Here is a 16,957-nt window from a genome sequence, read left to right as displayed (position 1 = left end):
GGTTGCTCTGGCAATCGACTGCAATCAAGGGGGCGCCGCACAATTGCAAAGTGAACTGCGCAGAATAGCGCAGCCGAGCAGCGCAGGTTGACCGATCGGCGAAAACGCCATTGGCGGCGAGACCGGGATGGCTTCCGGCACAGGCCGGAAACAAGTTTCAACGGGAGAGTAGCGATGAAGAAATTGGTAGCAGCCGCCATTGCGGCAGGTTTGGGCCTCGCCATTTCCGCGACGGCGGCTTCGGCGCAGGCGACGCTCGCGCAGGTCAAGCAGCGCGGCATGCTCAATTGCGGCTCCAACACCGGCCTCGCCGGCTTCGGCGTTCCGGATGCGCAGGGCACCTGGAAGGGTCTCGACGTCGATTATTGCCGCGCCATCGCTGCGGCGATCTTCAACGATGCCTCGAAGGTCAAGTTCATCCCGCTTTCGGCCAAGGACCGCTTCACCGCGCTCCAGTCGGGCGAGATCGACGTCCTGGTCCGCAACTCGACCTGGACGATGACGCGCGACGCTTCGCTCGGCCTGCTCTTCACCGGCATCAACTACTATGACGGCCAGGGCTTCATGGTCCGCAAGAAGCTCGGCGTGAACTCGGCGCTGCAGCTTTCCGGCGCCTCGGTCTGCACCCAGCAGGGCACCACCACCGAGCTCAACCTCGCCGACTACTTCCGCGCCAACAACCTGAAGTACGAAGTCGTCGCCTTCGCCACCTCGGACGAGACGGTCAAGGCCTATGATTCCGGCCGTTGCGACGCCTTCACGACCGACGCCTCGGGCCTCTACGCCGAGCGCCTCAAGCTGACGAACCCGGATGAGCACATCGTTCTGCCGGAGATCATCTCCAAGGAGCCGCTCGGCCCGTCCGTGCGCAACAACGACCCGCAGTGGTTCAACCTCGTGAAGTGGGTCGGCTTCGCCATGCTGAACGCCGAGGAACTCGGCGTGACCAAGGCTAATCTCGACGCCCAGCTCAAGTCGGAGAACCCCGAGGTCAAGCGCCTGCTCGGCACCGAGGGCAAGTTCGGCGAGCAGATCGGCCTGACCCCGGACTGGGCTGCCCGCATCGTCAAGCTCGTCGGCAACTACGGCGAATCCTTCGAGGCCAATGTCGGCCAGGGCTCGCTGCTCAAGATCGCGCGCGGCCAGAATGCGCTCTGGACCAAGGGCGGCCTGCAATACGCCCCGCCGGTTCGTTGAGATCATGACAAGGGCGCGGGAGGCAACTCCCGCGCCTCTTTTGTTTCGCAGGCGCAACGCCGAAGGGGGCAGGAAGCGCCACCAAAGGAGAATGACGCGGCCATAGGGAGTGGTCCGGGACTTGCTAGCGGATTGAGGACGGGATCAACCCGTTCCGCCAATAGGGGATCGACAGATGAAGATGTTTTTTGCCGCTACGCTCGCCGTGGCCGCCACTGTGGCCTGTGCCGGCGGAGCGCAGGCGCAGTCGGGGACGCTGGCCCAGATCAAGAGCAAGGGCAGCGTCACCTGCGGCGTCGGCCCCGGCCTCGCCGGCTTTGGTATTCCCGATGCCCAGGGCAATTGGAGCGGGCTCGATGTCGACCTTTGCCGCAGCATCGCCGCCGCCATCTTCAACGACCCGAGCAAGGTCAAGTTCGTGCCGCTGTCCTCGAAGGACCGCTTCACGGCGCTGCAGTCGGGCGAGGTCGATCTGCTCTCGCGCAACACCACCTGGACGCTCTCGCGCGACACGTCGCTCGGCCTGAACTTCGCTGGCGTCAACTACTATGACGGCCAGGGCTTCATGGTCCGCAAGAAGCTCGGCGTCGACTCGGCTCTCAAGCTCGCCGGCGCCTCGGTCTGCACCCAGCAGGGCACCACGACCGAGCTCAACCTCGCCGACTACTTCCGCGCCAACAAGATGAAGTACGAGGTCGTCGCTTTCGGCACCTCCGACGAGACGATCAAGGCCTATGAGTCCGGTCGCTGCGACGCCTTCACCACCGACTCCTCTGGCCTCTATGCCGAGCGCCTGAAGCTCCAGGTTCCGACGGATCACATCGTCCTGCCCGAGATCATCTCGAAGGAGCCGCTCGGCCCGGTCGTGCGTCATGGCGACGATCAGTGGTTCGACATCGTCAAGTGGAGCTTCAACGCCCAGCTTAACGCCGAGGAACTCGGCATCACCAAGGCCAATGTCGACGAGATGCTGAAATCGGAGAATCCCGAGATCAAGCGCTTCGTCGGCACCGAGGGCAAGTTCGGCGAGGCGCTGGGCCTGACCAACGACTGGGCCTACCGCATCGTCAAACTCGTCGGCAACTACGGTGAATCTTTCGAGCGCAACGTGGGCGCGGGCTCGCAGCTCAAGATCGCCCGCGGCCTCAATGCACTCTGGACCAAGGGCGGCCTGCAATACGCGCCGCCGATCCGCTGATCCGCGATCTTCGCGGCTCCGCAACTCGCGATGAAAAGACCACCGGCGGCCTCCGCCGGTGGACCCGACACCACCATAACGAAAAAAGGGCGTAAAACGTGGCGAGCACTCCCAGCGATGCGAGAGAACCGGGCAGGGCTTCCCTGCTCTACGATCCGAAGATCCGGGGGTATTTCTACCAGATCGCTCTGCTGGCCATCGTCGGCTTCCTGATCTGGTCCGCCGCGTCCAACGCCATCGAGAACCTGCGGGCGCAGAAGATCGCGTCCGGCTTCGGCTTCTGGCACAATCCCGCAGGCTTCGACGTCAACCAGAAGCTGATCCCGTTTTCCGCATCGAGCGGCTCGACCTACGGTCAGGCCTTCCTCGTCGGCCTGCTGAACACGCTGCTCGTCGCCGCCCTCGGCATCGTCTTCGCCACCGTTCTCGGCTTCCTCGTCGGCGTTGGGCGGCTCTCGCATAACTGGGTCGTGGCCAAGCTCGCGACCATCTATGTCGAGGTCATCCGCAACCTGCCGCTGCTGCTCCAGCTCTTCTTCTGGTACAACGCGGTGCTGAAGCCGCTGCCCGATGCGCGCAACTCCATTCATCTGCCGGGCAGCATCTATCTCAACAACCGCGGTATCATCCTGCCGAGCCCGCAATTCGGGCCGGCCTTCGAAGTGGTGGTCATCGCCTTCCTCATCGCCGTCGCCGCGGCGATCGCTTTCTTCATCTGGGCGCGCGGCCAGCAGGCGAAGACCGGCAGGCAGTATCACAATGGCTGGATCTCCCTGGCGCTGGTCCTCGGCGTGCCGCTCGTCGTCTTCTTTCTCGTCGGCCAGCCTCTCTCCTTCGACTATCCGCAGCAGGGCCGCTTCAACCTCACCGGCGGCATGCAGATCTTCCCGGAGTTCGTGGCGCTCCTGGTTGGCCTCTCGACCTACACCGCGGCCTTTATCGCCGAGGTGGTCCGCGCCGGCATCCTGGCGGTGTCGAAGGGCCAGACCGAGGCGGCCAACGCGCTCGGCCTGCGCTCGGGGCCGACGCTGAAGCTCGTCGTCATCCCGCAGGCGATGCGCGTCATCATCCCGCCGCTGACCTCGCAATATCTCAACCTGACCAAGAACTCGTCTCTGGCAGTCGCGATCGGCTATCCCGACCTCGTCCAGGTCTTCACCGGCACCGTGCTGAACCAGACCGGTCAGGCCGTCGAGGTCGTGGCGATAACCATGGCGGTCTATCTCACGATCTCGCTGGTGACGTCCTTCTTCATGAACATCTACAACAAGCGCATGGCGCTGGTGGAACGGTGAGGAGGGGGCGATGACCGACGCGACACTCGAAAACGCACCCTACTCCTTCGTTCGGAAGGACACGCTGCCGCAGGAAGCCCCGCCGCTTTCCGTGGCCGGGCCGCTGGCGTGGATCCGGACGAACCTGTTCTCCAGCCCGCTGAGCAGCATCCTGACGCTGATCGGCATCTATCTGGTGATCGACACCGTCCCGGATATGATCCGCTTCTATCTGATCGATGCGGTCTGGACCGGCAGCAATCGCGACGCCTGCCTGGCCGACAAGGTCGGTCGGCCAGTCGGCGCCTGCTGGGCCTATGTGGCCGATCGCGTGCAATATTTCATCTACGGTTCCTATTCGGTCAGCGAGCGCTGGCGGGTGAACATCGTCTTCGCAATGTTCGCGCTGGGCGTGGTCTGGTTGCTCTGGAACCGTGCGCCGCTCAAGAAGGTCGGCGTCTTCTTCTTCTTCGTCATCCTGCCGGCCAGCGCCTTCATCCTGCTGCTCGGCGGCGACCGGGCGGAGGGCTTCCTGCGCTTCCTGATCCTGGCGACCTTCGCGCTGGCCGTCGTCTATCTCGTGCTGTCCTTCAAGCCGTCGCTGATCAAGTTCTGGATCGGCGAGGGACAGCTCGGCGTCGAGGAGGCAATGCCGCCCTGGCAGCGCTTCTACCGGCCAAAGCGCCTGATCCTGATCGCGATGGTCGTGTTCGGCCTGCTCGCCGTGCTGGATGAAAAGGTGGGCCTGCCGCGCGTCGATACCGGGCTGTGGGGCGGCGTCATGGTGACGCTGCTGATCTCTGCTGTCGGTATCGTCTTCTCCCTGCCGCTCGGCGTGCTGCTGGCGCTCGGCCGGCGCTCGCGCCTGCCGGCGATCCAGCTTCTCTCGGTGATCTTCATCGAGTTCGTGCGCGGCGTCCCGCTCATCACCGTGCTCTTCATGGCCAACACCATGCTGCCGCTCTTCGTGCCACAGGAATGGTCGCCGGACCGGCTGCTGCGGCCGCTGATTGGTGTCGCCGTCTTCGCCGCTGCCTATATGGCGGAGGTGGTGCGCGGCGGCCTGCAGGCGATCCCGAAGGGGCAGTACGAGGGCGCGATGTCGCTCGGCCTCGGCTATTGGCAGATGATGCGCCTCATCATCCTGCCGCAGGCGCTTCGGATCGTCATCCCGGGCATCGTCAACACCTTCATCGGGCTGTTCAAGGATACGACGCTGGTCGCCATCGTCGGCATCTTCGACTTCCTGCGCACCATCGAGGCGACGCTGGTCGACCCGACCTGGGCGACGCCGACCACGCGAGGGACAGGATATGCCTTCGCCGCTATCTTCTATTTCCTGTGCTGCTGGGGCATGTCGCGCTATTCAGTCGCGGTCGAGAAGCGCCTAGCCGCCGGCCAGAAACGTTGAGAGGACCAAGACCATGGCACTGGCAGAAACCAAGACGACCGACTCCCGTCCCGCGGCGCTGAAGCCGACTTCGCTGAACACGGCGACGGCGGTGGAGATGATCGGCGTCAACAAGTGGTATGGCGAGTTTCACGTGCTGCGCGACATCAACCTGAAGGTGTCTCGCGGTGAGAAGCTGGTCATCTGCGGCCCGTCGGGCTCGGGCAAGTCGACGATGATCCGCTGCATCAACCGTCTGGAAGAGCACCAGAAGGGCCAGATCATCGTCGACGGGACGGAGCTGACCAACGATCTGAAGAAGATCGACGAGATCCGGCGCGACGTCGGCATGGTGTTCCAGCACTTCAACCTGTTCCCGCATCTGACGATCCTGGAGAACCTGACGCTGGCGCCGATCTGGGTCAGGAAGATGCCCAAGAAGGACGCCGAGGAGATCGCGATGCACTATCTCAAGCGCGTCAAGATCCCCGAGCAGGCGCTGAAATATCCGGGCCAGCTCTCGGGCGGCCAGCAGCAGCGCGTGGCGATCGCCCGCTCGCTGTGCATGAGCCCCAAGATCATGCTGTTCGACGAGCCGACCTCGGCGCTCGACCCGGAGATGGTCAAGGAGGTGCTCGACACCATGGTCTCGCTGGCCGACGAGGGCATGACCATGCTCTGCGTCACCCACGAGATGGGCTTCGCTCGCCAGGTCGCCGACCGCGTCATCTTCATGGACGCCGGCCAGATCGTCGAAATGAACACCCCCGACGCGTTCTTCAAGAACCCCCAGCACGAGCGCACCAAGCTCTTCCTCAGCCAGATCCTGCACTGAGCGAAGCCTGCTCCGTACCATTGCAAGCGCGTCGGCCTGGGCCGGCGCGCTTCGTCGTTGCGGAACGAATCCTCCCCTGAGCCGTTTTTGGCGGGAATGGAGGATCCACGATGAAACGGTTTGTTCCTGTCCTGATCGCCGCTCTCACGCTGGGCGGCGGAGCCTATGCCCAGTCGATCAATGTCGGTCCGGGCGGAGTCAGCGTCGATACGCGCACCCCGCACGAGCGGGCGATGGATCGCGAGATGCGTCATGAGCGCCACGAGCGCATGCGCGAGCGCGAATGGCGGCGCGCCAATTACCGTGGCGACGATTGCCGAACGGTAACCACCGAGCGCGAGACCCCGCGCGGCACGGTGAGGCGCACGACGCGCGTCTGCGACTGATCGGGCCAAGGCCCAAATCCGATAGGCGAAGGCCCGCGGCGCATTGCATCGCGGGCCTTCGCTTTTCCGATATTGCCTATTGCGCGTTGCGCGCCTTCACGGCCTGATCGGGGAAGTCCGAGAACAGCCCGTCGATGCCGAGCGCGAAGAAGGCCTTGTACTCGGCCCCTGCATCGCCCTTGTAGGTCGAGGCGAGGCGCTTCGGCTCGCTGCGGAAGGTCCAGCTGTGGACGAGCAGACCGACCGCATGGGCATCCTTCACGACGCTCGTCGGCGCGATCAGCGTCCGGTCGCGCTCGTCGATCGCCCCGTCCCCGTTGAGATCCTGCGGCTTGCCATCGGCGCCGATCGTCTGCTTGGCGCCCATCAGATAGGGCTTCCAGGGGCCGACGCCGTCGGCATAGGTCGCGATCTCTTTCAGCCCTTCGGGCGAGAGCATGTCCTGGAAGGTCCGCTTGTCGCCGAGCACCGCGAAGTCGTACGGCCGGTCGAAAGGCGCCTCCAGCGTGACCTTGCCGTCCTTGTCGACGCCGTCGCCATCGACGAGCTGGACGAGGCGCAGCTGCGTCTTTCCGCGCAGGTATTTGAGATTGGCGGTCTCGAAGCTCTGGATGAAGACCGGCGAGGTCTTCTCGGTCCAGCCGGCGGCCTTGAGCATGTCGAGGAGCTTGTCCTCGAAGGCGAGGCCGAGCGCGGCGTGATAGGTCGGGTGCTTGGTCTCGGGATAGATGCCGATCGTGCGGCCCGTGCGGGCGCTCTCGGCTTTGGCGAGGTCGATCACCTCCTGGAAGGTCGGGATCGCGTATTTGCCGTTATGCGACTGATCCCGGTCGGCGAAGGCCTGCTTCGCCTTGAGCGTCTTGATCTCGGCCAGGGTGAAGTCGTTGGCGAACCAGTCGGCGGTGTCGATGCCGTCGACCTTGCGCGTGATCTTGCGGTTGGCGAATTCGGGCCGCGCGGCGACATCCGTCGTGCCGCTCAGCATCGGTTCATGGCGCACGATCAGCACGCCGTCCTTCGTCGAAACCAGGTCGGGCTCGATGAAGTCCGCACCCTGCTCGATCGCGAGCTTGTAGCCTTCCAGCGTGTGCTCGGGCAGGTAGCCGCTCGCGCCGCGATGCGCGACGACGAGGGGCTTCTGGCCGGAAAGTGTCGGTGCGGGCTGGGCGAGGGCCGTCAGCGGCTGCAGGGCGACGACAGCGAAAAGCGATGTCGAGAGAAGGAAGGATCTTGTCATGGTTTTGACCTCGGCTCGCGGAAAGGCGTGCAAAATAGGTCGGGGCCTGTGACACCCCCATGAAGCATCCTGCACGAACCGGCGTCGGGCGGATACTTCGAAATTTGAAGCCGGCACGCGGATGCGGCTGCGGCTCCTGCGCACGGGCCGTCCGGCTTCCCGGAACGGCCCGCGCCAGCGCTGGCTCAGCGGCGGGTCTCGAGCGTCGTCTTGGCGTCGAGGCGCTTGGAGGCTGGCGGCGTGAGGTCCTGCTGGGCCTGGGTCGCGCAGGCGGCGAGACCGATGGCGAAGAGGCTCAGGATGACGATGCGGCTGGCGCTTTTCATATGTGGATACCTCAGTGGCCGCGACATGCGGTTGCATCGTCTTGCCGCTTGTGAAACGACCGCGTCAAGAGCATGCCGCAGTGGCCTCCATGTCCCTGCGTCATGTTTGAACCGGTCGAAAGCATCATTCATTCGCCTCGAGGCGCCGGACCCGCCGGGCAGCCAGGAAACCAGCTATCATGACCCCAGCCGCCCGGATCAGCGCCGCCATCGAGGTGCTGCAGGACATCATCGAGCGACGCCGGCCGGCGGCCGATTCGCTGAAGGACTGGGGCCTGTCGCGGCGTTTCGCCGGCTCCAAGGACCGCGCGGCCATCGCCTCGCTGGTCTATGACGCGCTCAGGCGCAAGGCCTCCTCCGCCCATGCGATGGCTTCCGAGACGCCGCGCGCGCTCGTGCTGGGCATGCTGGCAGGGCTGCGCGGCATGGCCGTGTCCGAGATCGAGGCGCTCTGCTCCGGCGAAAACCACGCGCCTGCGCCGTTGAGCGAGGATGAGACGGCGCTTCTCACGGTCTTTTCGAGCGATGATGCGCCCGGCCATGTGCAAGCCGATGTCCCCGAATGGCTCTGGCCATCCTTCGAAGCCGCCTTCGGTGAGGCGGCCGTGGCCGAGGGGCAGGCGCTCGCTGCCCGCGCGCCGGTCGACCTGCGCGTCAACCGCCTCAAGGCGAGCCGCGATGCCGTGCTCGAGGACCTCTCCCATCTCCAGCCGGAGCAGGGCCCATGGTCGCCGGATGCGTTGCGCTTTCAGCCCGGCCATGACGGGCGCGGGCCTTCCCTGCAGACCGAGCCCGGCTTCTTCGCCGGCGCCTTCGAGATCCAGGACGAGGGCTCGCAACTCGTCACGCTGCTGGCCGGCGCGAAACCCGGCGAGACGGTGATCGATCTCTGCGCCGGGGCAGGCGGCAAGACACTCGCGCTTGCGGCGCTGATGTCCAATCGCGGCAGCCTCTACGCCACCGATCTCGACAGCCGCCGCCTTGCCCCGCTGCATGACCGGGTGGCGCGCTCGGGTGCCGGCATCGTCGAGGTCCGCATTCCCCGCTCGCGCGGCCACGAGCCGTTCGCCGACATCGCGGGCCAGGCCGATCTCGTGCTGGTCGACGCACCTTGCACAGGCTCCGGCACCTGGCGGCGCAACCCGGATGCGAAATGGCGCGTGCGCCCCGGCGCGCTTGCCGAGCGCATCAAGGACCAGGCCGAAGTGCTGGCGCGCGCCGCCAAGTTGGTGAAGCCGGGCGGACGCATCGCCTACATCACCTGCTCCGTGCTGCCGGAAGAGAATGACGAGGCCATCCGCGCCTTCCTCGCCCGCCATCCCGGCTTCGCGCCCGTCGCGCCGGTCGACGTGCTGAAGGGGGCCGAGAGCGACTTCTCGCTGCTCGCCCGCTTCGCCACCGAATTCGGCTTGCAGCTCTCGCCGCGGCGGACCGGCACGGACGGGTTCTATCTGGCCTGCCTCAGGCGCGGGGATTGAGGCGCTGGCGCCCGTTGCGCGCATCATCGCGATCCATTAACGGAACGCGATGACGAGCGCTCAGCCCCATCACGACTCCATCCTCATCATCGATTTCGGCTCGCAGGTGACCCAGCTCATCGCGCGCCGTATCCGCGAGATCGGCGTCTACTGCGAGATCGCACCGTTCCAGTCCGCTTCCGAAGCCTTCCGGCGGATGAAGCCCAAGGGCGTCATCTTCTCCGGCGGCCCGGCCTCGGTGCCGGACGCAAACTCGCCCCGCGCCCCGCAGGAGGTCTTCTCGACCGGCCTGCCGATCCTCGGCATCTGCTACGGGCAGCAGACCATGGCCGAGCAGCTCGGCGGCAAGGTCGAGAGCGGGCATGCCGCCGAATTCGGCCGGGCCGATGTCGAGATCGTAACGCCTTCGGCGCTGTTCGAGGGCATCTGGGAAGAGGGCGGTCGTTACCCAGTCTGGATGAGCCACGGCGACCGCGTCACGCAGCTCCCGACGGGCTTCACCGTCAAGGCGACCTCCGAGAACGCGCCTTACGCCGTGGCGAGCGACGAGGCGCGGCGCTTCTACTCCACCATGTTCCACCCCGAGGTCGTGCATACGCCGGATGGCGGCAAGCTGCTGCGCAATTTCGTCGTGAACATCTGCGGCTGCCAGCCGGACTGGTCCATGTCGGCCTATCGCGCCGAGATGCAGAAGAAGATCAAGGAGCAGGTCGGCACCGGCCGGGTCATCTGCGGTCTCTCCGGCGGCGTCGACTCTGCCGTGGCGGCAGTGCTGATCCACGAGGCGATCGGCGACCAGCTCACCTGCGTGTTCGTCGACCATGGGCTGATGCGGATGAACGAGGCGGAGGAGGTCGTGCGCCTGTTCCGCGATCACTACAACATCCCGCTCGTCCATGTTGAGGCCGAAGAGCTTTTCCTCTCCGAACTCGCCAAATGCGGCGCTGACCCGGAAGCCAAGCGCAAGACCATCGGCCGGCTGTTCATCGACGTGTTCGATGCCGAGGCCGCCAAGCTGGGCGGCGCGGATTTCTTGGCGCAGGGCACGCTTTATCCGGACGTGATCGAGAGCGTCTCGTTCAGCGGCGGCCCCTCGGTCACCATCAAGAGCCACCACAATGTCGGCGGCCTGCCCGAACGCATGAAAATGAAGCTGGTCGAGCCGCTGCGTGAGCTGTTCAAGGACGAGGTCCGCGTACTCGGCCGCGAGCTCGGCCTGCCCGAGGCCTTCGTCGGCCGCCATCCCTTCCCAGGGCCGGGCCTCGCCATCCGCTGCCCCGGCGAGATCACCAGGGAGAAGCTCGACATCCTGCGCAAGGCGGATGCGATCTATCTCGACGAGATCCGCAAGGCGGGCCTCTACGACGTGATCTGGCAGGCCTTCGCCGTGCTGCTGCCGGTGCGCACCGTCGGCGTGATGGGCGACTACCGCACCTATGACCATGTCTGCGCGCTGCGCGCCGTGACCTCGGTCGACGGCATGACGGCGGATTTCTATCCCTTCGACATGAATTTCCTCGGCCGCGCTGCGACCCGCATCATCAACGAGGTCAAGGGCATCAACCGCGTCGTCTACGACGTGACGAGCAAGCCCCCAGGCACGATCGAGTGGGAGTGAGGTCGGACGCGCCAGCACGCCCGCCTAGTCTGACCTTCGTTATGCCGCATCATCCCTTAGGGGAGTTGCGGAATGACATCTGGGTTTCAGGGAAGGGAGCTGCCTTGCCGTTCGATGCGAAGTTGTTGCCCGTCGGGGCACTGATATTGGCTGGTGTGGTCCTGGCGGCCTGTCAGAGCGAAACGACGCAGTCACAAACCGGCGCTGCGCCCGGCCTCTGCCGGCGCGACGCGGCTGAGACGCTCGCGGGCAAGGACCGCGTCACCGATGAACAGGCCATGCAGATCACCGGCGCCCCCCTCGTGCGCCAGATCAAGCCGGGACAGCCTGTGACGATGGACTTCCGGCAGGAGCGCGTGACCATCGAAACCGATCCGAAAACCGGCAAGATCCTGCGCGCCTTCTGCGGATAGGCCGGGCTGCCTCCCGCGCTTGCGTGCAGTGAGGCACAGGACGGCGGAACCTCGCACGGCAGCGAACGCGATGATTGCGTTTGTTCTTATTTTGTTCTTTTATGCTTTCGCGACCGTCTACCGTCGATGGAGGCCGCGATGGAACGCGATGCCGGGCCTTCCGAACGCGCGAACTATTTTTTTGCGCTTCTGCCGGATCCCGCTGCAACGGCTGCCGCCGATCGTATGGCGAAGGCGCTCATACACTGGTTCGAGCTCGCGGGCCGCCCGCGCACCAACAAGTATCATGTTTCACTGTGGGGCTGGTCGGCTGTCGTAGAGCCCGATGGACAGGGCCTAGCGCTCATGCGCCGGGCCGCGCCACGCGTCAGGCAGACAGCATTCAAACTGACCTTCGATGAGGTCGCGAGCTTCTCCCAACGAGCGGATAAGAAGGCGCTCGTCATGACGGGCCGCGATACGGTCGTCGGAGCCCATCGGCTCCACGATGCGCTCGATCGAGAGATGCGTGCGGCGGGTTTCCTAGGCCGGCGGGTGTCCGGTCAACCTCATCTGACGCTTCTTTACGATCACCGGCTCGTTCCGCCGGTCCGCGTGCGGCCGCTAAGCTGGCTAGCGACCGAATTCGTCCTGATCCGCAGTGTCCGGAGGGAGGATTACGAAATCCTCGACCGCTGGCCGCTCCAAGGCTGATCATGCAGTCACGCAAGGCGGGCTTGCAGCCATGGGCGGGGCCTCCCGTTGCATTGGACGCGCCCGGCTCTATCGTCCTGCCCCGAAGCTCTTCCGATTCAACCGGAGCCCCCGATGGCCGATCTCTCCGCATTTCCGATCACCAAGCGCTGGCCTGCCAGCCATCCCGACCGCATCCAGCTCTATTCGCTGCCGACGCCCAACGGCGTGAAGGTCTCCATCGCGCTGGAGGAGCTCGAACTGCCCTACGAGCCGCATCTGATCGACATCGGCAAGAACGAGACCTGGGGGCCGGAATTCCTCTCGCTCAACCCGAACGGCAAGATCCCGGCGATCATCGATCCGAACGGGCCGGCCGGAAAGCCCTTTGGCCTGTGGGAGTCGGGCGCGATCCTGCTCTATCTCGCCGAGAAGACCGGCAAGCTCCTGCCTCAGGACCCGGCGCGACGCTACGAGACGATCCAGTGGGTCTTCTTCCAGATGGCGTCGCTCGGCCCGATGTTCGGCCAGCTCGGCTTCTTCCATAAGTTCGCGGGCCGCGAATACGAGGACAAGCGCCCGCGGGATCGCTACGCCAGCGAGAGCAAGCGCCTGCTCGGCGTGCTGGAAGGCCGGCTCGGCACCCACACCTGGGTGATGGGGGACGAATACACCATCGCCGACATCGCCATGCTCGGCTGGGTGCGCAATCTTGTCGGCTTCTACGGCGCGGGCGAACTCGTCGACTATGCCAGCCTGACTCATGTGCCGATCTGGCTGGAGCGCTGCCTGTCCCGCCCCGCTGTACAGCGCGGCCTCGACAGCCCGAAGCGCCCCTGAGTTGCGCGGCTTGACCGTCTCCGCGTTTCTCCGAGGCGCGGGGAGGGGTGCCCATCCGTATTGGCGCATGCGTTTGCGCGAATCGGTGTGGAGCGTCGCTGGGAATACTCTAGCGCTCGACCGGCGCCAGCTTTTCCAGCGCATGCACCGACATGCCGCATGGGGCGAGCCGCTCCCGGCCGCCCATCCCCTCCAGTTCGAAGATGAAGAGCGCCTGCATGCAATGTGCGCCGAGGCGGCGGAGTAACTGCGCCGTTGCCAGCGCGGTGCCGCCTGAGATCAGGCAGTCGTCGATGATGGTGACGTGCCGCCCGGCCAAATCATAGCCCTTCGACAGGGCGACGCCGTCTCCGAGCTCGTAATTGGCGGCGAGGTTGCGGATGACGCCGGCCCGGATCGAGCTGACCTTGCGGATATCGATGAAGCCGAGGCCGTTCCGCAGCGCCAGCGCGCCCGCAAAGCCGATGCCGCCGATGTCGATCCCTCCGAGAAGATCGGTCTGCGGGCTCAATTGGGCCGCCAGCGCCTCGCAGGCCGTCCGCATCCAGCGGCCGTCGCAGGTGAAGGTCGCCGCATCGGGGAAATCGATGCCGACGACCGGGTGGTCCTTCCAGCGGCGGTGTGGAAAAGCAGTGGCAGTCGGCGCATTCTGCGCAGAGGCCGAGACGGTATCCATGCTATCTGCTGCCCGAATCCGACGATGTCCCCCGTCAACTCATGCCTGTTTGCGGGGCAACTGACAAACCCCGATGACAGTCTGGCGGCGGGCGCGACGATTTTCAGGCCGAACCTGGCGAAGGCGCGATGATTACGATCTACGGCATCAAGAACTGCGACACGATGAAGAAGGCGCGCAACTGGCTCGATGGCCATGGCGTCTCCCACGCCTTCCATGACTACAAGGCGAGCGGCATCGACAAGGCCTCGCTTGAGCGATGGGTGAAGGAGCATGGCTGGGAGACGGTGCTGAACCGCGCCGGCACCACCTTCCGCGCGCTTCCGGATCTCGAGAAGCAGGGGCTCGACGCGGCCAGGGCCATCGCGCTGATGCTGGCCCAGCCCTCGATGATCAAGCGCCCGGTGCTCGATATGGGTCAAGGCAGGACGCTGGTCGGCTTCAAGCCGGAGATCTACGAGGCGGCGGTGGCGAAGGGGTGAAGCCTCTTCCCTAATGGCCTGCGCTGCTCTACCTCGCAGGCCATGACCGCACAGCCTCAGATCGCGCAGCCGGAAACCGCCGCGACGACCGATTTCAGCTTCCATCTCGCCGCTCGCGACGGCGCCGCGCGCACCGGCGAGATCAGGATGCCGCGCGGCGTCATCCGCACGCCGGCCTTCATGCCGGTCGGCACCGCCGCGACCGTCAAGGGCATGTATCCCGAGCAGGTGAGGGCGCTCGGCGCCGATGTCGTGCTCGGCAACACCTATCACCTGATGCTTCGCCCGGGCGCGGAACGGGTCGCGAAGCTCGGCGGCCTGCACAAGTTCATGAACTGGCCGCACCCCATCCTGACGGACTCCGGCGGCTTCCAGGTGATGTCGCTGTCGCAGCTCAGGAAGCTGACCGAGGAGGGGGTGACCTTCCAGTCGCATATCGACGGCTCGAAGCACATGCTCAGCCCCGAGCGCTCGGTCGAGATCCAGAACCTGCTCGGCTCCGACATCGTCATGCAGCTCGACGAGTGCGTCTCGCTCCCCTGCGAGGACAAGGTCGCCGAGAAGGCGATGCGCCTTTCGCTGCGCTGGGCCGAGCGCTGCAAGGCGGCTTTCGGCAACCATCCCGGCCGCGCCCTGTTCGGCATCGTCCAGGGCGGGGCGGTGCCGCATCTGCGCGTGGAGAGCGCCCGCGAACTCGCCGCCATGGATTTGAAGGGCTATGCCGTCGGCGGCCTTGCCGTCGGCGAGCCGCAGGAGATCATGCTGGCGATGATCGAGGCGGTGGAGCCGCATCTTCCGCAGGAGAAGCCGCGCTATCTGATGGGCGTCGGCACGCCGGACGACATCGTCCAGGCCGTCGCGCGCGGCATCGACATGTTCGACTGCGTGATGCCGACCCGCGCCGGCCGCCATGGCCAGATCTTCACGCGCTTCGGCCGGATGAACCTCAAGAACGCTAAGCACGCCGAGGACCCGCGCCCGATCGACGAGCAATCCTCTTGCCCGGCGGCGAGGGACTGGTCGCGCGGCTATCTGCACCACCTCGTCAAGGCCGAGGAGATGCTTGGCAAGATGCTGCTGACCTGGGTGAACCTGGCCTATTATCAGGAGCTGATGGCGGGCCTGCGCGCAGCGATCGCAGCCGGCAGGCTCACCGATTTCATCGCCGAGACGAAAGAAGGCTGGGAGCGGGGCGAGCCGGCGTGAACGACCCCTGGCTTGGCCTGCTCCTCGTCAAGATGACCACGGCGGCGGGCATCGTCGTCGGCTGCTCAGTGATTGCCGAGCGCTCGGGGCCGCTGCTGGCCGCCATGATCGCGACCTTGCCGATTTCGATCGGGCCGGTGCTGGTCTTCCTCGCGCTGGATCATGATGCCGCCTTCCTGTCCCAGGCCGTACTCGCGAGCATGGGCGCCAATCTGGCGACCGCCAGCATGGTACTCGTCCATGTGCTGATGGCGCAGCGCCATGGCGCGATGCTTTCCCTGGGAGCCGCGCTGGCGCTCTGGGCCGTTGTTGCGACGGCGCTGCGTTTCGTGCAGTTGCCGGCTGTGGCGATCATCCTCGCCACGATCCTTGCCTATGGTGGACTCCACCGCCTGTTCCGCCCCTACCTCGAGATCCGGCCAGCGGCGCCGCCCGCGCGTCTCTGGTATGCTATCCCGTTGCGAGCAGGCTGCGTCGCCCTCCTGGCGGGCACCGTTACCGTGGCGAGTTCCCATGTCGGCTCCGGCTGGTCCGGCACGCTGGCGGCGCTGCCGGTGGTTTTTTCCAGCCTCATCGCGATGCTGCAGCCGCTGATCGGCGGTCCTGCCATGGCCGCGATCGTCGCCAACAGCGCCCTGGGATTGATGGGCTTCGGGCTGGCGCTCGCCGCCGTCCATGCCGCAGCCATGCCTCTCGGCTCCTGGCCGGCCCTGCTCATCGGCCTCCTGATCAGCGTCGTCTGGAATCTTGGGCTGATGGGCCTCAGGGCGCGGCGCGCACCGGCCGGCGCCACGAGGCGACGAACAGCCCACCGATGATCAGCACGATGCCGACGAGCTGAAGCGAGGTGGGGATCTCGCCGAGGACGGGGATCGCCAGCAGCGTGCCGGTCACCGGGATCAGCGGCGGGAAGCGGCCGACGGTCTGTCCGAGCACATGGGCAGACCAGCCCCAGATCCAAAGCCCGACGATGACGTTGAGCACGCCCTGATAGACCGCGTGGAACAGCAGCACCCACCAGGGCGCGATGTCGAAGCCGCGGAAGAAGAACAGGAAGTAGATCGGCAGCCAGATCAGCGACAGCACGGAGACGACGGCCGTTGCGCGCAGGCCGTCGACCTTCCAGAGCTGGATCATCAGCGGATAGAAACCCCAGAGCAGCCCGACGCCGAGGAACATCAGGTCCCCACGCAGCGTGCTGGCGTTTGCGCCCGTCGTGCCGGCTATGGCGAGGCAGGCGAGCCCCGCCACCACGCCGCCGATGCCGATCAGCAGGTTGCGTGTCAGCGCCGCGCCGAACAGCATCACCGACCCGACGATGCCGATGACGGTGACGGTGCCGGGGCCGATCGTGGCCCCATGCGCTGCGGGCGCCATGGTGAGGCCGGTCAGCATCAGATAGGTCATCGGGAACCCGCTCGAGGCGAAGAGCAGGAAGCCGCGCTTCCAGCCGACCCCGCCGCAGCTGGAAAGGCCCGGCTTCAGGAACAGCGGCAGCAGCAGCGTGCCCGCCATCGCGAAGCGCACCGCCAGCAGGTCATAGGGTGTCAGGCCGTGCAGGACGGCGTGGCGGCTGATCGCGAAATTGGAGCCGAAGATCACCACGCTGAACAGCATGCCGGCGACGGCCAGCCGCCGCTTCAGGCGCAACCTGCCATCGGCCAGCTCGGCCTGGGTCTTGTGCGGTGCAGGCGCGCGCTGGTCCATCGCCCCTGTCTAGCCCCGGCTG

General features: G+C 65.8%; 18 protein-coding genes. 14 read left to right on the top strand and 4 right to left on the bottom strand.

Annotated features, from left to right (window positions below):
• The first annotated feature begins 174 nt into the window (after positions 1 to 174).
• The 6 genes from BoBH3_RS12460 (at position 175) to BoBH3_RS12435 (ending at position 6,280) form a co-directional block, all read left to right on the top strand.
• A complete protein-coding gene (locus BoBH3_RS12460) occupies positions 175 to 1,197 on the top strand; it encodes an amino acid ABC transporter substrate-binding protein (RefSeq protein ID WP_262331099.1) in 1,023 nt (340 codons plus the stop codon).
• Positions 1,198 to 1,372: 175 nt separating this feature from the next.
• Positions 1,373 to 2,395 carry an amino acid ABC transporter substrate-binding protein gene (locus tag BoBH3_RS12455; protein ID WP_410050588.1) on the top strand — a complete coding sequence of 341 codons (1,023 nt, stop codon included), beginning with the start codon at positions 1,373 to 1,375 and terminating at the stop codon, positions 2,393 to 2,395.
• Between the two features lie 98 nt (positions 2,396 to 2,493).
• A complete protein-coding gene (locus BoBH3_RS12450) occupies positions 2,494 to 3,690 on the top strand; it encodes an amino acid ABC transporter permease (protein WP_262331098.1) in 1,197 nt (398 codons plus the stop codon).
• 10 nt (positions 3,691 to 3,700) lie between these two features.
• The gene (locus BoBH3_RS12445; RefSeq protein ID WP_262331097.1) at positions 3,701 to 5,080 is read left to right on the top strand and encodes an amino acid ABC transporter permease; all 1,380 of its coding nucleotides are present in this window, start codon (positions 3,701 to 3,703) and stop codon (positions 5,078 to 5,080) included.
• 97 nt (positions 5,081 to 5,177) lie between these two features.
• Positions 5,178 to 5,894 carry an amino acid ABC transporter ATP-binding protein gene (locus tag BoBH3_RS12440; protein WP_262331157.1) on the top strand — a complete coding sequence of 239 codons (717 nt, stop codon included), beginning with the start codon at positions 5,178 to 5,180 and terminating at the stop codon, positions 5,892 to 5,894.
• A gap of 110 nt (positions 5,895 to 6,004) precedes the next feature.
• On the top strand, positions 6,005 to 6,280 hold the full coding sequence (locus BoBH3_RS12435) for a hypothetical protein (RefSeq protein WP_262331096.1): 276 nt from the start codon (positions 6,005 to 6,007) through the stop codon (positions 6,278 to 6,280).
• Between the two features lie 76 nt (positions 6,281 to 6,356).
• Here the strand turns inward: BoBH3_RS12435 and BoBH3_RS12430 are convergent, their stop codons facing one another.
• Together BoBH3_RS12430 and BoBH3_RS12425 are read right to left on the bottom strand one after the other, a co-directional pair.
• The gene (locus BoBH3_RS12430; protein WP_262331095.1) at positions 6,357 to 7,517 is read right to left on the bottom strand and encodes a glycerophosphodiester phosphodiesterase; all 1,161 of its coding nucleotides are present in this window, start codon (positions 7,515 to 7,517) and stop codon (positions 6,357 to 6,359) included.
• Between the two features lie 185 nt (positions 7,518 to 7,702).
• Positions 7,703 to 7,843 carry a hypothetical protein gene (locus BoBH3_RS12425; RefSeq protein ID WP_262331094.1) on the bottom strand — a complete coding sequence of 47 codons (141 nt, stop codon included), beginning with the start codon at positions 7,841 to 7,843 and terminating at the stop codon, positions 7,703 to 7,705.
• A 179-nt stretch (positions 7,844 to 8,022) separates the two neighbouring features.
• On the opposite strand from BoBH3_RS12425, the gene BoBH3_RS12420 reads away from it, so the two are divergent.
• The 5 genes from BoBH3_RS12420 to BoBH3_RS12400 all read left to right on the top strand — a co-directional run bounded on the left by BoBH3_RS12420 (position 8,023) and on the right by BoBH3_RS12400 (position 12,864).
• A complete protein-coding gene (locus tag BoBH3_RS12420) occupies positions 8,023 to 9,321 on the top strand; it encodes an RsmB/NOP family class I SAM-dependent RNA methyltransferase (RefSeq protein ID WP_262331093.1) in 1,299 nt (432 codons plus the stop codon).
• 49 nt (positions 9,322 to 9,370) lie between these two features.
• Entirely contained in the window at positions 9,371 to 10,939 is a 1,569-nt protein-coding gene (gene guaA, locus BoBH3_RS12415; RefSeq protein WP_262331092.1) for a glutamine-hydrolyzing GMP synthase, read from the top strand.
• 104 nt (positions 10,940 to 11,043) lie between these two features.
• A complete protein-coding gene (locus BoBH3_RS12410) occupies positions 11,044 to 11,352 on the top strand; it encodes an I78 family peptidase inhibitor (protein ID WP_262331091.1) in 309 nt (102 codons plus the stop codon).
• 138 nt (positions 11,353 to 11,490) lie between these two features.
• On the top strand, positions 11,491 to 12,045 hold the full coding sequence (locus BoBH3_RS12405) for a 2'-5' RNA ligase family protein (RefSeq protein ID WP_262331090.1): 555 nt from the start codon (positions 11,491 to 11,493) through the stop codon (positions 12,043 to 12,045).
• A 114-nt stretch (positions 12,046 to 12,159) separates the two neighbouring features.
• Complete coding sequence (locus tag BoBH3_RS12400; RefSeq protein WP_262331089.1) at positions 12,160 to 12,864, top strand: glutathione S-transferase N-terminal domain-containing protein; 705 nt, start codon at positions 12,160 to 12,162, stop codon at positions 12,862 to 12,864.
• Positions 12,865 to 12,973: 109 nt separating this feature from the next.
• Here the strand turns inward: BoBH3_RS12400 and BoBH3_RS12395 are convergent, their stop codons facing one another.
• Entirely contained in the window at positions 12,974 to 13,540 is a 567-nt protein-coding gene (locus BoBH3_RS12395) for a phosphoribosyltransferase family protein (RefSeq protein WP_262331088.1), read from the bottom strand.
• A gap of 128 nt (positions 13,541 to 13,668) precedes the next feature.
• Here BoBH3_RS12395 and BoBH3_RS12390 point away from each other — a divergent pair, with 128 nt between their 5' ends.
• The 3 genes from BoBH3_RS12390 to BoBH3_RS12380 are packed head-to-tail and all read left to right on the top strand — an operon-like array spanning position 13,669 to position 16,046.
• Positions 13,669 to 14,022 (top strand): ArsC family reductase, encoded by a 354-nt coding sequence (locus tag BoBH3_RS12390; protein WP_262331087.1) that lies wholly within the window; start codon positions 13,669 to 13,671, stop codon positions 14,020 to 14,022.
• Positions 14,023 to 14,064: 42 nt separating this feature from the next.
• The gene (gene tgt, locus BoBH3_RS12385; protein WP_262331086.1) at positions 14,065 to 15,228 is read left to right on the top strand and encodes a tRNA guanosine(34) transglycosylase Tgt; all 1,164 of its coding nucleotides are present in this window, start codon (positions 14,065 to 14,067) and stop codon (positions 15,226 to 15,228) included.
• Entirely contained in the window at positions 15,225 to 16,046 is an 822-nt protein-coding gene (locus tag BoBH3_RS12380; RefSeq protein ID WP_262331085.1) for a hypothetical protein, read from the top strand. Before tgt ends, BoBH3_RS12380 begins: the two co-directional genes overlap by 4 nt.
• Here BoBH3_RS12380 and BoBH3_RS12375 read toward each other — a convergent pair.
• Positions 15,991 to 16,935 carry a DMT family transporter gene (locus BoBH3_RS12375; protein WP_262331084.1) on the bottom strand — a complete coding sequence of 315 codons (945 nt, stop codon included), beginning with the start codon at positions 16,933 to 16,935 and terminating at the stop codon, positions 15,991 to 15,993. The genes BoBH3_RS12380 and BoBH3_RS12375 overlap by 56 nt on opposite strands.
• Positions 16,936 to 16,957 lie beyond the last annotated feature (22 nt).

The sequence above is a fragment of the Allobosea sp. BH3 genome, assembly GCF_025499465.1.
In the GTDB taxonomy this organism is placed as follows: domain Bacteria; phylum Pseudomonadota; class Alphaproteobacteria; order Rhizobiales; family Beijerinckiaceae; genus Allobosea.
This window is presented reverse-complemented; position numbering and strand designations above follow the sequence as displayed.

Excerpts from the sequence above, each read along its gene's own strand:
- BoBH3_RS12430 (WP_262331095.1), bottom strand. The coding sequence starts at position 7,517 with ATGACAAGATCCTTCCTTCTCTCGACATCGCTTTTCGCTGTCGTCGCC.
- BoBH3_RS12405 (WP_262331090.1), top strand. The coding sequence starts at position 11,491 with ATGGAACGCGATGCCGGGCCTTCCGAACGCGCGAACTATTTTTTTGCG.
- BoBH3_RS12460 (WP_262331099.1), top strand. The coding sequence starts at position 175 with ATGAAGAAATTGGTAGCAGCCGCCATTGCGGCAGGTTTGGGCCTCGCC.
- BoBH3_RS12455 (WP_410050588.1), top strand. The coding sequence starts at position 1,373 with ATGAAGATGTTTTTTGCCGCTACGCTCGCCGTGGCCGCCACTGTGGCC.
- tgt (WP_262331086.1), top strand. The coding sequence starts at position 14,065 with ATGACCGCACAGCCTCAGATCGCGCAGCCGGAAACCGCCGCGACGACC.
- BoBH3_RS12435 (WP_262331096.1), top strand. The coding sequence starts at position 6,005 with ATGAAACGGTTTGTTCCTGTCCTGATCGCCGCTCTCACGCTGGGCGGC.
- BoBH3_RS12400 (WP_262331089.1), top strand. The coding sequence starts at position 12,160 with ATGGCCGATCTCTCCGCATTTCCGATCACCAAGCGCTGGCCTGCCAGC.
- BoBH3_RS12445 (WP_262331097.1), top strand. The coding sequence starts at position 3,701 with ATGACCGACGCGACACTCGAAAACGCACCCTACTCCTTCGTTCGGAAG.
- BoBH3_RS12425 (WP_262331094.1), bottom strand. The coding sequence starts at position 7,843 with ATGAAAAGCGCCAGCCGCATCGTCATCCTGAGCCTCTTCGCCATCGGT.
- BoBH3_RS12395 (WP_262331088.1), bottom strand. The coding sequence starts at position 13,540 with ATGGATACCGTCTCGGCCTCTGCGCAGAATGCGCCGACTGCCACTGCT.
- guaA (WP_262331092.1), top strand. The coding sequence starts at position 9,371 with ATGACGAGCGCTCAGCCCCATCACGACTCCATCCTCATCATCGATTTC.
- BoBH3_RS12440 (WP_262331157.1), top strand. The coding sequence starts at position 5,178 with ATGATCGGCGTCAACAAGTGGTATGGCGAGTTTCACGTGCTGCGCGAC.
- BoBH3_RS12390 (WP_262331087.1), top strand. The coding sequence starts at position 13,669 with ATGATTACGATCTACGGCATCAAGAACTGCGACACGATGAAGAAGGCG.
- BoBH3_RS12420 (WP_262331093.1), top strand. The coding sequence starts at position 8,023 with ATGACCCCAGCCGCCCGGATCAGCGCCGCCATCGAGGTGCTGCAGGAC.
- BoBH3_RS12375 (WP_262331084.1), bottom strand. The coding sequence starts at position 16,935 with ATGGACCAGCGCGCGCCTGCACCGCACAAGACCCAGGCCGAGCTGGCC.